This is a genomic window from Arthrobacter terricola, assembly GCF_004354015.1.
GTDB classification, from domain to species: domain Bacteria; phylum Actinomycetota; class Actinomycetes; order Actinomycetales; family Micrococcaceae; genus Arthrobacter; species Arthrobacter terricola.
The window spans coordinates 14,910-28,294 of the sequence record NZ_SMRU01000048.1 but is presented as its reverse complement, the minus strand read 5'-3'; the positions used below and the strand labels follow the sequence as shown (position 1 = coordinate 28,294).

14 protein-coding genes and 2 tRNA genes are annotated in these 13,385 nt (G+C 64.1%); 10 read left to right on the top strand and 6 right to left on the bottom strand.

Features of this window, described 5'->3' with window-relative positions; genetic code table 11:
- The coding region (locus E1809_RS24475; RefSeq protein WP_133206836.1) for an FAD-dependent oxidoreductase at positions 1-1,505 on the bottom strand (1,505 nt) is incomplete at its 3' end.
- Positions 1,506-1,783: 278 nt separating this feature from the next.
- Between E1809_RS24475 and nirD the strand changes: the two genes are divergently transcribed.
- On the top strand, positions 1,784-2,152 hold the full coding sequence (gene nirD, locus E1809_RS24470) for a nitrite reductase small subunit NirD (RefSeq protein ID WP_133206835.1): 369 nt from the start codon (positions 1,784-1,786) through the stop codon (positions 2,150-2,152).
- A 131-nt stretch (positions 2,153-2,283) separates the two neighbouring features.
- On the opposite strand, the gene E1809_RS24465 is transcribed toward nirD, so the two are convergent.
- Positions 2,284-2,371: transfer RNA gene (locus E1809_RS24465), tRNA-Ser, on the bottom strand.
- A gap of 116 nt (positions 2,372-2,487) precedes the next feature.
- Here E1809_RS24465 and E1809_RS24460 point away from each other — a divergent pair.
- The 7 genes from E1809_RS24460 (at position 2,488) to E1809_RS24430 (ending at position 7,260) form a co-directional block, all read left to right on the top strand.
- Positions 2,488-3,471 (top strand): NAD(P)H-quinone oxidoreductase, encoded by a 984-nt coding sequence (locus tag E1809_RS24460; RefSeq protein ID WP_133206834.1) that lies wholly within the window; start codon positions 2,488-2,490, stop codon positions 3,469-3,471.
- A gap of 30 nt (positions 3,472-3,501) precedes the next feature.
- Positions 3,502-4,083, top strand: coding sequence for a PadR family transcriptional regulator (locus tag E1809_RS24455; RefSeq protein WP_133206833.1), 582 nt, complete (start codon positions 3,502-3,504; stop codon positions 4,081-4,083).
- On the top strand, positions 4,080-4,535 hold the full coding sequence (locus E1809_RS24450) for a GNAT family N-acetyltransferase (RefSeq protein ID WP_133206832.1): 456 nt from the start codon (positions 4,080-4,082) through the stop codon (positions 4,533-4,535). Before E1809_RS24455 ends, E1809_RS24450 begins: the two co-directional genes overlap by 4 nt.
- A 26-nt stretch (positions 4,536-4,561) precedes the next feature.
- The gene (locus E1809_RS24445) at positions 4,562-5,215 is read left to right on the top strand and encodes a bacterial proteasome activator family protein (RefSeq protein ID WP_133206831.1); all 654 of its coding nucleotides are present in this window, start codon (positions 4,562-4,564) and stop codon (positions 5,213-5,215) included.
- Between the two features lie 8 nt (positions 5,216-5,223).
- Complete coding sequence (locus tag E1809_RS24440) at positions 5,224-5,664, top strand: hypothetical protein (protein ID WP_133206830.1); 441 nt, start codon at positions 5,224-5,226, stop codon at positions 5,662-5,664.
- Between the two features lie 127 nt (positions 5,665-5,791).
- Positions 5,792-6,631 (top strand): aldo/keto reductase, encoded by an 840-nt coding sequence (locus E1809_RS24435; protein WP_133206829.1) that lies wholly within the window; start codon positions 5,792-5,794, stop codon positions 6,629-6,631.
- Between the two features lie 116 nt (positions 6,632-6,747).
- Positions 6,748-7,260, top strand: coding sequence for a hypothetical protein (locus tag E1809_RS24430; RefSeq protein WP_133206828.1), 513 nt, complete (start codon positions 6,748-6,750; stop codon positions 7,258-7,260).
- A gap of 237 nt (positions 7,261-7,497) precedes the next feature.
- Here the strand turns inward: E1809_RS24430 and E1809_RS24425 are convergent.
- Positions 7,498-7,570, bottom strand: a tRNA-Thr gene (locus E1809_RS24425).
- A gap of 250 nt (positions 7,571-7,820) precedes the next feature.
- Here E1809_RS24425 and E1809_RS24420 point away from each other — a divergent pair.
- On the top strand, positions 7,821-8,558 hold the full coding sequence (locus E1809_RS24420; protein WP_133206841.1) for an HAD family hydrolase: 738 nt from the start codon (positions 7,821-7,823) through the stop codon (positions 8,556-8,558).
- Positions 8,559-8,583: 25 nt separating this feature from the next.
- Here E1809_RS24420 and E1809_RS24415 read toward each other — a convergent pair whose 3' ends face one another.
- The 3 genes from E1809_RS24415 to tmk are packed head-to-tail and all read right to left on the bottom strand — an operon-like array spanning position 8,584 to position 12,013.
- Positions 8,584-10,173 carry an alpha/beta hydrolase gene (locus E1809_RS24415; RefSeq protein ID WP_133206827.1) on the bottom strand — a complete coding sequence of 530 codons (1,590 nt, stop codon included), beginning with the start codon at positions 10,171-10,173 and terminating at the stop codon, positions 8,584-8,586.
- Between the two features lie 50 nt (positions 10,174-10,223).
- A complete protein-coding gene (locus E1809_RS24410; RefSeq protein ID WP_133206826.1) occupies positions 10,224-11,372 on the bottom strand; it encodes a DNA polymerase III subunit delta' in 1,149 nt (382 codons plus the stop codon).
- A complete protein-coding gene (gene tmk, locus E1809_RS24405) occupies positions 11,369-12,013 on the bottom strand; it encodes a dTMP kinase (RefSeq protein ID WP_133206840.1) in 645 nt (214 codons plus the stop codon). The genes E1809_RS24410 and tmk overlap by 4 nt, the downstream gene beginning before the upstream one ends.
- A 186-nt stretch (positions 12,014-12,199) precedes the next feature.
- Here tmk and E1809_RS24400 point away from each other — a divergent pair, with 186 nt between their 5' ends.
- Positions 12,200-13,384, top strand: coding sequence for a trans-sulfuration enzyme family protein (locus E1809_RS24400; RefSeq protein WP_133206825.1), 1,185 nt, complete (start codon positions 12,200-12,202; stop codon positions 13,382-13,384).
- The last annotated feature ends 1 nt before the right edge of the window (position 13,385 follow it).

Sequence of the window (13,385 nt, the reverse complement as noted above, 5' to 3'; positions counted from 1 at the left end):
GCCTTGGAGACCTCGATCCCGGACTTCTTCAGTTCCCCTTCGAGGAGCTTCTTGAGCATCGGCACGCACGAGCCGCACTGCGTGCCCGCGCGGGTGCAGGTCTTCAGTTCGCCCAGTTCCTGCACCGGGGCGTTGCCCTCGCAGGACCCGCAGCCGTTGATCGCGTCGCGGATGGATCCGGCGGCGACGTTGTTGCACGAGCACAGGATCGCGTCATCGGGCAGTTCGGTTTCGGGGGCGTCACCGCCGCCGGCGGCGGTGAGGTAGGCGCCGGGTTCGGCGGGGAGTTCCCGGCCCAGGAGCGGGCGCAGGCTCATGTACGGGGTCGCGTCGCCGACGAAGATGCCGCCCAGGAGGGTTTTGGCGTCGTCGGTGGTGACGATTTTCTGGTAGACGCCGCGGGCGGGGTCGGCGTAGACGATTTCCAGGGCGTGCTCGGTCTTGGCGAACGCGTCCCCGAAGCTGGCCACGTCCACGCCGGAGAGCTTGAGCTTGGTCGCGGTGTCAAAGCCCGGGAAGGTCGCTTGACCGCCGTGCAGGCGGTCCGCGACGATCTCGGCCATCGTGTTCGCCGGTGCCACCAGGCCCAGGCACATCCCGCCGAAGTTCGCCACCTCACCAATCGCCCACACCCCGGGGATCTCAGTTTCGCAGCTATCGGAAATGACCACGCCACCGCGCGGACCGAGCGAAAAGACCTGTTCTTCGCCTTCCGGCGCACGGAACAGTTCATCACGCGGCCGGACGCCAATCGCGACGATGACGATATCGGCGTCGATGATGCGGCCATCGGCCATGAGGACCCCGGTGACCTGGCCGTCGTCGTCGGACAGTACTTCCGAAGGGAACACGCCGCCATGGACTTCAAATCCCTTGGCTTTGATCAGCCGTCCCATCGCTTCGCCGGCACCTTCGTCGAGTTGCGTGGCCATGAGCCAAGCGGCGCCGTCGATGACTACCGGACGCGCGCCGAGGCGCTCGGTTCCAGCGGCCGATTCGAGGCCGAGGAGGCCACCGCCGATGGTCACAGCATTGACCTGCCGCCCAAGTTTTTCGGTGAGCTCGGTGATGGCCTTGTTGATGGCCCACACGTCCTCGAGGGTCCGGTACACGTGGGTGTGCTCGGCGCCGGGGATGGGGAGGCGCGCAGCGTTCGAACCCGTGGCTACTACGAGGTCATCATACGGATAGGTGTTGCCGGCAGCGGTTTCCACCGTCTTGGACTCGGTATTGATCCTGGCGACGCGCTCACCGGTACGCAGGTCCAGCGAATCGTGCTCCCACATGGACGCGTCACCCAAAGTGAGGTCGTGGTCCATCTCGGTGAGGGCCTTGCTCAGCGCGACGCGGTCATAGGGGAGGTGTGCTTCCTCCGTCAGGACAATCACGTGCCAGCCCTCGAGGCCGCGGGTGTGCATTGCCTCGGCAAAACGATGGGCGGCGGGGCCTCCACCGGCGACAACGACGCGGCGTGCGGTTTCAGGGTTGGAAGTGTATTCGGTCACGGGCGGCCTTTCGCGTGTGCCGCAGAACCGTCCTCCGCGACTAGTGGTTTCAGAGTACGAAGGGGCAGTTTCGCGTCAGTTTCCCGTGTGTTTCATGAACTTAACTTCCGCATCACGGAGGGAATCCGCGCCGTGTGAGGTGTCCTTTACGAACAAGATACATTCACTGCATTCCGACGAAACATGGCAGGCCTAACGTGAAGTTGTGGCCGCAAATGGCCCGCACCGGATGACGGAAATGGATCCGCCAGATCGGCAGGCTAGCGATAGGGGATGAAATGACCGCAATTCTGGAACGCGAGAACCTTTTGGACGCAACCACGGCGTCCGGTTGGCACCGCGTCTGCGCCATCGACGAGCTCGAACCCTCCTGGGGTGAAGCCGCGCTGGTCGGCGGCCGACAGGTGGCGCTGTTTCGCACGAAGCATGACCAAGTAATGGCAGTGTCCCAGCAGGACCCGGCAACTCTCGCCAACGTGATGGCCCGTGGCATCACAGGTTCCCGTGGCAGCCGGCCCACCATCGCCTCGCCGCTCCACAAAGAGGTTTACGACCTCGAGACGGGCGAATGCTTCACCAACCCTGATCTCCGCTTGCCTACCTTCAGCACGCGCCTTGTGGATGGCTACCTGGAAGTGGCCGTCTAGACAACACGCAACTCGCTGGCCGGTTCCTTTGGGGGGAACCGGCCAGCGGCATTTCCGGGCAAAACAAAAGGCCTGCCGGGTGAATTCGAATTCACCCGGCAGGCCTTTTTATGCGCGATTGCCGCGCTCCGCGGAAGGTAAGGGATTTGAACCCTTGGTGCGGGGTTACCGCACACTGGTTTTCAAGACCAGCTCCTTAGGCCGCTCGGACAACCTTCCCTGCCTAGTAGTGTTTCATAGGGAGTTGGCTGCGCCAAAAAGTCATCGTTGCGACGATCGGGGTTAAGGCGTCCGAGCAGGCCAACTTTGACGAGCAAAGAAGGGGGAGCGCGCGCATGAAAGCCGTTTACATCTCCGAACCCGGTGGCCCCGAGGTTCTCGAAGTCCGTGACGTCCCTTCGCCGGTTCCCGGTCCCGGAGAGGTGCTCATCGACGTCGTGGCCGCCGGACTCAACAGGGCCGATGTCCAGCAGCGCCGCGGCTTCTACCCGCCACCGCCCGGCGCATCGGACATTCCGGGGCTAGAGGTTTCTGGCCGGATCGCGGCGTTCGGACCCGAGGTCAGCAAGGCGTTTTCGATCGGCGACAAAGTAGTGGCGCTCCTTTCCGGCGGCGGGTACGCGCAGCAGGTTGCGGTTCCGGCGGAACAAGTCCTGAGACTGCCCGACGGCGTTGACTTGGTCACCGCTGCTGCCTTGCCTGAGGTGGCGGCCACCGTGTATTCGAACCTGTTCATGACCGCGCAACTCCAGCCCGGCGAGACGGTGCTGATTCATGGCGCCACAGGTGGCATCGGCACCATGGCCATCCAACTCGCCAAGGCGTATGGAGCCAAAGTGGCGGTGACAGCCGGTACCGCCGAGAAAGTCGGCACGGCGAAGGCTTTCCTGGGGGCGGATATCGCCATCAACTACGCCGAGGAAGATTTCGTCGCGAGCCTCAAAACACAAAACGGCGGCAAGGGTGCGGACGTCATCCTCGACGTCGTCGGTGCCAAATACTTGCAGCAAAACGTGGACGCTTTGGCGGACTACGGCAGGCTGGTGGTGATTGGCCTCCAGGGCGGCGTCAAGGGCGAACTCAACCTTGGCCAGTTGCTCAGCAAGCGCGCCGCGATTATCGCTACCGCCTTGCGTCCGCGGCCGGTCGCGGAAAAGGGTGTCATCATGAACGCGGTCCGCGAGTCGGTGTGGCCGATGTTGGCTGATGGCCGGATCAAGCCGCTTGTGGCCAAGTCCTTCCCCTTGGAACAGGTCCGCGAAGCCCACGAGTATTTCGACTCCGGAGAGCACATGGGCAAGGTCCTGCTGCTTCTCTAGCCCCCAGTCCGAGCTGCAGGAAGGAGAACGATGTCCATCCGGTACGGCATCTTGGCATTGCTTCATGAAGAACCGCGCTATGGCTACCAATTGCGAGCCTCGTTCGAGGAGCGCACCGGGGCCGTTTGGCCGCTGAACGTCGGCCAAGTATATACCACCCTGAACCGGCTGGAGCGCGACGGCCTGGTCCGCAAGGAGGGCGACGACGGCGGCGGCCACGTGCTCTATTCCCTCACGGATGCGGGTGCCGCGGAGACGCGCCAATGGTTCGCCTCCGCCGTCGAACGCGGCGCACCGCTGCGGAACGAACTGGCCATCAAGCTGGCGATGGCCGTTTCGACGGCGGGCGTCGACGTCACCGCCGTCATCCACGCGCAGCGCGAGAGTTCCCTTCAGGAACTTCAGGACTACACCCAGGAACGCAAGGATGTGGCCGCGAACCAGAGGGCGGCCGATACCGCCAGGCTGCTCGTCCTGGATTCGTTGATCTTTCATGCGGAGGCCGAAGCCCGTTGGCTGGATCTTTGCGAGGCGAGGATGGTCCAGCTGGGAAATGGCGCGGGCAGCGGTCCGACCGGAGCAGTCCGCGCCCCCGGTACGGCGGCGCCATGACGCCGGACATCCGGATCCGGCTGCTCACGCCCGCCGACGCCGGCGCCCTCATCCGCCTCGCCGAGGTGGACAACCTCTTTGACGAAGACCCGGCTGTGGAGCCTTCCGGGCCTTTGACGTACGACGCCGCCACTTCCTTTTTGGGGGACCCGTCGGTCTTGTTCTGGCTGGCCGAGGCGAACGGAGAGATGCTGGGGTTCCTGCATTGCTGTATCCAGCGGCGCAGAAACGCCGGGCCGTGGGCGGAACTGCTCCTCATGGAGATGGGCACGCACGCGCAGTGGCGTCGCCTGGGCATAGGTAGGTCCATGATTTTGGCGATGGAGGAATGGATGCGCCACCGGGGAATCGAGGAAGTGTGGGTCCCAGCGAACCTCTATGCCACCGGGTTTTACGAAAAGTGTGGTTTCGCTAAGGACGAAGGCGAAATACTCGTCAAGGCTCTGGGCTGAGTTGTGGCGCGTGAGAGTATGAACGCATGAGCGATCAGGATGGCACTCAGGTAAACGGCGGGAATGTGGACGATATCCCCGTGGAGGGCACCACCTTGGACGGGGGAGCGACTGAGGGTACCGCGGATTCCGACTCGCCCGCTGGCGCCAAGCCCGGCGAAAGGAAGGCCAGCAACCTGCAGGACCTGGTTGACGAACCCGCGAAAGTGATGCGGATCGGCACCATGATCCGTCAGCTCCTTGAAGAAGTGAAGAGTGCGCCCTTGGACCAGGCCGCGCGCGGACGCTTGGCTGAAATCCACGAACGCTCCATCAAGGAGCTCGAGGATGGCCTTGCCCCTGAGCTCGTGGAGGAGCTCGAACGCATCAGCCTCCCTTTCCCCGAGCACACTACGCCGTCCGACGCAGAGCTTCGCATCGCGCAGGCACAGCTGGTTGGCTGGCTCGAAGGGCTGTTCCACGGAATCCAGACGGCCATCGCTGCCCAGCAGGCGGCCCGGGAGCACGCCGTAGCCCAGCTGCAGTTGCGCCAGTTGCCGCCCGGAACCATGATCGCCCCCGGCGTGGTCATTGGCGAGAACGGTGAACCGCAACGCGCCCACCTCCCGGGCCACGAAGCGGAGCCCGGGAAGGGCCCCCGCATGGATGATCCGGACCACGGCCCGGGCCAGTATCTTTGAGCCTCGGATTGGGATTCTTTGGGGCCGTCCGGCAGGGGCGGAAGGACGACGCCGAACTCGGCAAGGGATTGTGGCGGCGAGCCCACGATCGTTTCCATCGCGGTTTGGACCGTTACCACCAAGTGCTTGAGGGCGTGGACGACGAACAGCTCTACGTGGAACTCGTGGAGATTGCCAACGAGCTGGCGGCGCTCTCTGCCAGGGTCCGCGCGGTCTGCGTGGAAGCGCAACTCCGTGCGCCGAGCGACGGGTACGACATTCCCGGTTCGCTCTCCGGCGTCCATCGCGCACTGTCCAAAGCGGGTAACTCCCTTGCCACCACGGCGGAGGCTGCAGCGATGCTCCGTCTCGCCGTCGGGCCGGTACCGGTCGGTGCGGCCTCGGTGCGGCGCCGTGCAGAAGCGGTTTACGAGCATGTGGACGAAGCCGAGCGTTTGCTGAAGGGGTAACGCGGTTTGCGCGGTTGCGGAATTTAGCTGCACACGCTTCTATTCCCACCTTGCAACTATTAAGCGCCTAGCTTAGACAGGCCGTATTCGGGCCTGTTCGTGGCTGTTGGCTGGCAGGATGGAAGGCATGACTTCGTCACAGAACCTTACTTTTAACGACGGCAATTCCATTCCCCAGCTCGGCTACGGTGTATGGCAGGTTGAAGACGATGTAGCCGAGAAAGTGGTGCGCCAGGCATTCGATGCCGGTTACCGCCACATCGATACCGCCAAGATCTACGGCAACGAGGCAGGCGTAGGGCGCGCGATCGCATCCTCCGGCCTCAAGCCCGAGGAAATTTTCATCACCACCAAGCTGTGGAACGCGGACCAAGGCTACGAAGCCACCCTCGCGGCTTTCGAGAAGTCCCTGGACCTCCTCGGCCTGGAAAAACTCGACCTGTACCTGATCCACTGGATGCAGCCCAAGCAGGACAAGTTCGTGGACACCTGGAAGGCGCTCATTGAGCTCCAGAAGCGCGGCCGCGTCAAGTCCATCGGTGTCTCCAACTTCACCAAGGATGGCCTGCAGCGGCTGATCGACGAGACGGGTGTTGTTCCCGCGATCCACCAGGTCGAGATGCACCCCTTCTTCAACCAGTCCGAACTCCGCGAGTTCGGTGCGTCCAAGGGCATCCTTACCCAGGCGTGGTCGCCCCTGGGCCAAGGCGGCGAGCTGCTTGAGAACGCGACCATCGCCGAGATCGCTGCGAAGCACACCGCCACGCCGGCCCAGGTGGTCATCGCCTGGCACTTGGCGATCGGCAACGTCGTGATTCCCAAGTCCGTGACCGAGTCCCGCATCCAGGAGAACTTCGCAGCGCTCGGAGTCACCCTGGACGAATCCGACATCGAGGCCATCAACAGCCTGGACCGCGGCTCCGAGGGCCGCATCGGACCTGACCCGGCGGTTTCCGACTTCGCGTAGGCGGCAAATTCCCATGGGAAGGCCTCGCACCTCTGTTTACAGTGGGTGCGGGGCCTTGTCCGTGTTTGTGGCCGACATCTTTGATTCTTTGCCGCACTCAGGCGAGGATTCAACCCATGGGGAAATCAGATGGCGCCGTGCGCGCCGATGGGGAAGTGCCGGAAGTACCGCCCGCGGCCCGGAAAGCCGACAAAGGGCTCATCATCTTCGTCAGTGTCGTGGCCGGGATCATCCTGTTGATTATCGTCGCAACGGCGGGCGGCATCGGGCTTTCAAAAGCCCTGCTCTCCCGTCCCGGAGAGGACACGCTCCTCGCTAAGCGTCTAGGCGGCGCCGGGTGGATCCACGACGGCAGTTCAGGGCTATTTTGGAAATGGGTCGACGAGCCCTCATGCCGCACAGCACCCAACGGGTGTGCCCAGGTCTTGGTCGAATCGGTGGGTCCGGGGTGCCCGGCAGGCGTGACGGTTCGCATGAACCTCCACCTGAGCTCGGGGGAAACAGCTGGAACCGCGGAATCGACCGATTCGAGGGAACTTCCCGTGGGGGAGGAAAGGGCGGTCCAAGTGACGTCATCGCTGACCAAAGTCGACAAGGTACAGATGAAGGAACTCGTCTGCAGGACGTGAGGCTCAGCTGATTTCGTAGCGGCGTCCCCTCAAAGGAAGCGCCGCCACCTGAGGATTGGGGGAAACCTCAAGTGACGGCGTGCCTCCCAAACTATCGGGCCGCGGCGTTCGTTCCTTGCCTGGCCGGAAGATCTTTACGAAATCTTTGCGGCGGGGGATATTTGCGGCGACGGGCCAGCAAAAGCAAAGGCCTCCGATCCCCTGTGTTGACTGGGGATCGGAGGCCTTCGCTTCCAGAGCTTCCTATCAGAATCGAACTGATGACCTTTTCATTACGAGTGAAACGCTCTACCGACTGAGCTAAGGAAGCACCGCGCTATCTTCCGGTAACCGGCTGAATCACGCAAGACACAACTGTAATAGAGTCACCTCGTCCGGGTCAAAACGGCGGGGTTGGCGCTCTATCCGGCACTCCCGACGGGCGTTCCGAGCGGCGTTGTTGCGGAATTCATCCGCTCGTCGCGCCGGGTTCAAGCCGCCGTCGAGGACCCGAGGCAAGCTGGGCAGTCTAACGTGGCCGCATGATTTCGGTCACTAACCAGCGAAGGGGCCGCATGAGCATGGACATCAGCAAGAGGATCAACGCGAACGACGCCGGGCCGCGCCGTGCGGAGCGGCTCCGGCTTGCTGTACTGGACATGGTGGGCACTACCATCACGGACGATGGCCGCACGGAGCGCGCGATGTCGCACGCACTGCAGGAGACCGGAATTGAGCCCGGCTCAACGCGTTTCGAGAGCATGCTCGGCTACGCGCGGGACACAATGGGCTTCTCGAAGATGACCGTCTTCAGCCACCTTTTCGACGACGCGGAACGGGCAGAGAAAGCCAACAAGGCCTTTGAGCGAGCCTATGACGATTTGATCGCCGAAGGCGGGGTCCGTGCCATCCCCGGGGCCGAAGAGACCATCGATTGGATGCACGATTCCGGGATGAAAGTCTGCCTGGCCACGGGTTTCGGCCGCCACACGCAGAACATGGTGCTGGAGTCCCTCGGCTGGATGGGCAAAGCGGACCTCAGCCTGTGCCCAGCCGACGCCGGCCGTGGGCGGCCTTACCCGGACATGATCCTCACCGCGGTGCTCGCCCTGGACCTCGACGACGTCCGGGAGGTTGCCGTCGTGGGGGACACGAGCTCTGACATGCTGTCCGGCGTACGCTCCGGAGCGTCCGCGGTGATCGGAGTGCTCACTGGTTTCCACCCGGAAGGCGCTTTGCGCGCCGCCGGTGCCACCGCCGTCGTGCCTTCGGTCAAGCACCTTCCGGCCCTCCTGGAGCCCCGAGCCGTACGGCTCTAGGCTCGGGGCCGAGGCACGCCCGCCCTCAGCACATCGTCCCGTCCGACGGCACCTTTCCATCCACGAAGTAGTCGTCCACGGAGTTGGTGACGCAACTGTTGGAACGGCCGTAGGCGGTGTGGCCTTCGCCTTGCCAGGTGACCAGCGAGGCGTTGCCGAGTTCCTTCCGCAGTGAACCCGCCCAGGCAATCGGGGTTGCGGGGTCGCCCGTGGTGCCGACAACCACGATCGGTGCCTTGCCCGAGTACTTGACCGGGGCCGGGATGTGCACTGGCTTGTAGGGCCAGTCCTTGCAGTTGATGCCGCCGTAGGCGAAGTAGTAGCCGAAGGTGGGGGAGAGCTGCTTCAAACGGGCTTCTTCGGCCCGCATGCCCGGGGTGTCGGTGACCATCGGGTAGTCGAGGCAATTGATGGCGTTGAACGCGAACGCGGTGTTGGAAGTGTACGTGCCGTTGGGATCGCGGTCAGCGCCGATGTCGGCAATCCGCAGCATGAGCGAGACATCGCCCTGGAACGCCGCAGTCAAAGCCTGGGTCAGGACCGGCCAGGATTGGTTGTCGTACAGCGGCGTGAACAATCCGCTGACAAACGTCGCGCCCGTGACCAGGCGGCCGTCCTTGGCGCGCTGGGGGGTTTGTTCGACGTCGGTGATCAGGGCTTGGATCTGCCGCACGCCTTCGTCCACGTTGCCGGTCATGGGGCATCCAGCGTGGCTTTGGCAATCGGCGACGTAGCTGTGGAGCGCTTTTTCGAACGCTTCCGCCTGGCCGGCCGTGAGGTCCTCGTTGTTGAGTGCGGGATCGACGGCGCCGTCCAATACCACCTTGCCTACGTTGTCCGGGAACAGCGAAGCGTAGGTCGAACCGAGTGAGGTGCCGTAGGAGAAGCCGAGGTAATTGAGTTTCGTGTCACCAAGCGTGGCACGGAGGATGTCCATGTCCTTGGCCGAGCTCTGGGTGTCGATGTAGGGCAGGGCCGGTCCGGATTTCGCCACGCACTCCGCGATGATCGCCTTGTTGTCGGCGAGTGCCGCAGCGATGCCTTGGTCCGTGTCGTAGCGGTAGACCTTTTCGCGGGACGCGTCCCGCTCGGAATCGGTCTGGCAGGTCACCGGTGCCGAGCGCTTGACGCCGCGAGGATCGAAGCCCACCAGGTCGAAGTTGGACCGGAGCTTGCTGCTGAAGTGGGTGGTGCCCGCATCCCGGACGAAGTCGTAGCCGGAAGCGCCGGGCCCGCCCGGGTTAACCAGCAGCGATCCCTTTTTGGTGCCTTGGCTGCGCAAGCGGATGGCCGCGATGGAAATGCTGCCCGCATTGGGGTTGGCGTAGTCCACCGGAACCTTGACGTTGGCGCATTGGAAGTCCTTTTCACAGGACGTCCAGTTGAGTTTTTGGGTGTAGAAGTCCTTGAGGCCTTCCGGTGCCGACGCGGCGATGGATTCCTGGGTCGAGTTGGCGTTGCCGGCTCCATCGCCGTTCACGGGCAGGCTGAATACGCACGCGCTCAGCATCAAACTCAGGGAAACCAACGTTGCGACTGCCGCTACCACCTTCCGCAGGGAAGGGAACCGTGTCCTGGAACGGGACCCGGCGGGCCGACGTCGTGCGGGCGTCATGCGTTACTCCTCAAGGTGGGGAAGCGTGCTGTACTTCTAAAACTATCCGGCTATTGCTGGATCAGGCTGCTTGCCATGGACTCAACGGCCAGCAATGGTGCCACGTTGCTTGTGGTGATCCTTACCCGCGCCGTGTTGATGGCGTCCATGCGCGCCAAGGTGATTTCGGGGGTTGAACCCGCAGCATAGCGTTCCATCTCGCTCCTCAGTTCGACGTTGACCAGATCCACGGCGTTCCCCATTTGGATGACCAGGACGTCGCGGTAAAAGGAAAGCAGGTCGGTGAGGGTGCGGTCCAGGGAATCGGTGATGGATCGTTTGGCACGCCGTTTTTGCTCATCTTCGAGCTGCTTGACCTGGCTGCGCATCGACGGCGGCAATGTCCCGGATTCCGGGGCGCCGAGGCTCGCGAGCAAGGCTACTTTTTCGGCGGCGTCACGCTCGTCGTTCGAGCTGTTGGCCTCATCCGTGGCGATCTTGACCAGTTTCTCGGCCATCATGACGGCGGCTGTCACTCCGCGCAGTCCCAGCGGGAACCGCACGGTCTCCATCCGGCGTTCCCGGGCTTCAGGGTCGCGCGCGAGGCGCCGTGCGATGCCGATGTGGCTTTGGGCGGCGCGTGCGGCGCGGTCCGCGATGTCGGGGTCGACGCCGTCACGGCTCACCAAAAGGGCGGCGACGTCGGCTGCGGGCGGGAGTCGAAGGGTGACCGGACGGCAACGCGAACGGATGGTGACCAGTACGTCCGCGGGCGAGGGTGCGCAAAGCATCCAGATGGTTCGTGGCGTTGGTTCTTCGATGGCTTTGAGGAGCACGTTGGTGGTGCGCTCTGCCATGCGGTCGGCGTCCTCCACCACGATGATGCGCCACCGCCCCGACGCCGGCCGGTCGCCCGCCTTGGACACCAACTGGCGCGCTTCGTCGATGGTGATGGTGACTTTCTCGGTGCGGACAAAGGTGACATCCGAGTGCGTTTCGCCAAGGATCGTCCGGCACGATGCGCATTCGCCGCAGCCGCGCAGGGTGACGTCGTCCTGGTCGCAATTCAATGCGGCCGCGAACGCCTTGGCCGCATTCGACCGTCCGGAGCCCGGCGGTCCGGTGAACAACCAGGCATGCGTCAGGCCGTCGCCTTGGGACGCGGCACGCAATTGCGCGACGACGGGCGCCTGGCCGCGGAGATCGTCCCAAACGCTCATGCGCGGCTCCCGAGGATGTCCTGCACCCGCCGCAGGATTTGGGCGGCAAGGACGTCGATCGGGTCCGCCGCCGGCAGCACGAGATAGGTTTCAGGGTGCGCTCGCGCGACCTCCAGGAAAGCATCGCGAATGCGGGCGTGGAAATCGTCCGGTTCCGATTCGAGCCGGTCTTCCGCCGCGTCGCCTGCGGTCCTCCGGTCACGGCCTTCCCCGGGGTGCACATCCAGAAGCACGGTCAAATCCGGTTCGAGGCCTTCGGTGGCCCATTCGTTGAGCCTCCGGACGTCGCCGGTTCCGAGGTCCCTGCCGGCACCTTGGTAGGCCACCGACGAGTCGATGTACCGGTCGGTAATAACGACGGAACCTTGCGCCAGCGCAGGACGGATGACTTGGTTGGCATGCGCGGCACGGGAAGCCGCGAACATGAGGGCTTCGGTCCGGGCGTCGATGGTGCCGTGGCCGTGGTCCAGTACGAGGGACCGCAGCTTCTCTCCGATTGGCGTGCCGCCGGGTTCGCGAGTACGCAACACGTCAAGTCCGAGGGACTCCAGCGACTCCGCGAGGCGGGCAGCCTGCGTGGACTTACCCGCGCCGTCTCCGCCTTCGAACGCGATGAAGAGTCCCGGACGCAGGTCCTTGATAGGGCTCTGGTCCTGCTGAAGGCTCGGCGTAGTCACGGATCCAAGCCTACAGAGGATCACAGACAGTACGACGACGGCGTCACTGGGTCCCGCTGCAAAGGCACCTTCCCGGCGGCCCGCCCCGCCGTCGACGGCTATCGCCGTAACAGCTTCCGACCACCGCTCCGGCGGCCGTAGGCTGGGGCAATGAGTCTTTCCCGAGAACACGCCGCAGATCTTTCCCCGGAAACTGTGGTGGTGGCGGCAGGCCGACCCGAACGCGGCCATGACCAGCCCGTCAACCCTCCCATCGTCCTTTCCTCCACATACTTCGGCACGGGAGCGCTCAGCGACGCAGACCGCGGCTATGGGCGCTACGCGAACCCCACCTGGGACCCCTTCGAGGAGGCCCTGGCACAGCTCGAAGGCGCTGAACTGCCCGGCTTGCTCTATGCGTCCGGCCTCGCGGCGGTCAGCTCGGCACTGTCCCTCCTTCCCGCAGGCGGTGTGCTGGTCATGCCCTCGCACAGTTATGCGGGATCCTTGGTCATGGCCAGCGAACTCGCGGCCAAGGGCGTCCTTGAGCTCCGGACCGTGGACATCGCGGACACTGAGGCCGTCAAAGCGCAGCTTGCCCCGGCGGACGGGAAGCCCGCCAACATGCTGTGGATCGAAAGCCCCACGAACCCGATGCTCGGCATCGCTGACGTCAGGGCCCTGACGGCAGCAGCCCACGACGCGGGTGCGATCGTCGTCACGGACAACACCTTTTCCACGCCGCTCGTCCAGCAGCCCCTGGAACTGGGCTCCGACGTCGTCCTCCACTCGGTGACCAAGTACCTCGCCGGGCATTCCGACGTCGTCCTCGGCGCCCTGGTGACCTCCAATCCGGAACTGCGCTCGGAGCTCCTGCACCACCGGATCATCCACGGTGCCATCGCCGGACCGTTCGAGGCCTGGCTCGCGCTTCGCGGCTTGCGCACGCTAGCCCTGCGGATCGAGCGTTCGCAAGCCTCCGCGATGACGCTGGCCGAGCGCCTTCGCGCGCACCCGCGCGTCGAATCCATCCGATTCCCGGGCCTTCCCGACGATCCCGGGCATGAGCGGGCCAAATCCCAGATGAAGGGTTTCGGCTCCATCCTGTGCATCCAAGTTGCAGGTGATGGGAACCGCAGTGGCGCCGAGGCGGCCGACGAAGTGGTCCGCGCGCTGCAGTTGTGGATCCCGGCAACATCGCTCGGCGGGGTCGAGTCCCTGATCGAACGCCGACGCCGGCACACGGCTGAGCCGCTCAGCGTTCCGGACAACCTGGTCCGGATGAGCATTGGAATCGAGAACGTCGAGGACCTCTGGTCTGATTTGGAGCAAGCGCTCAAGGCGCTTGACAGCTAGG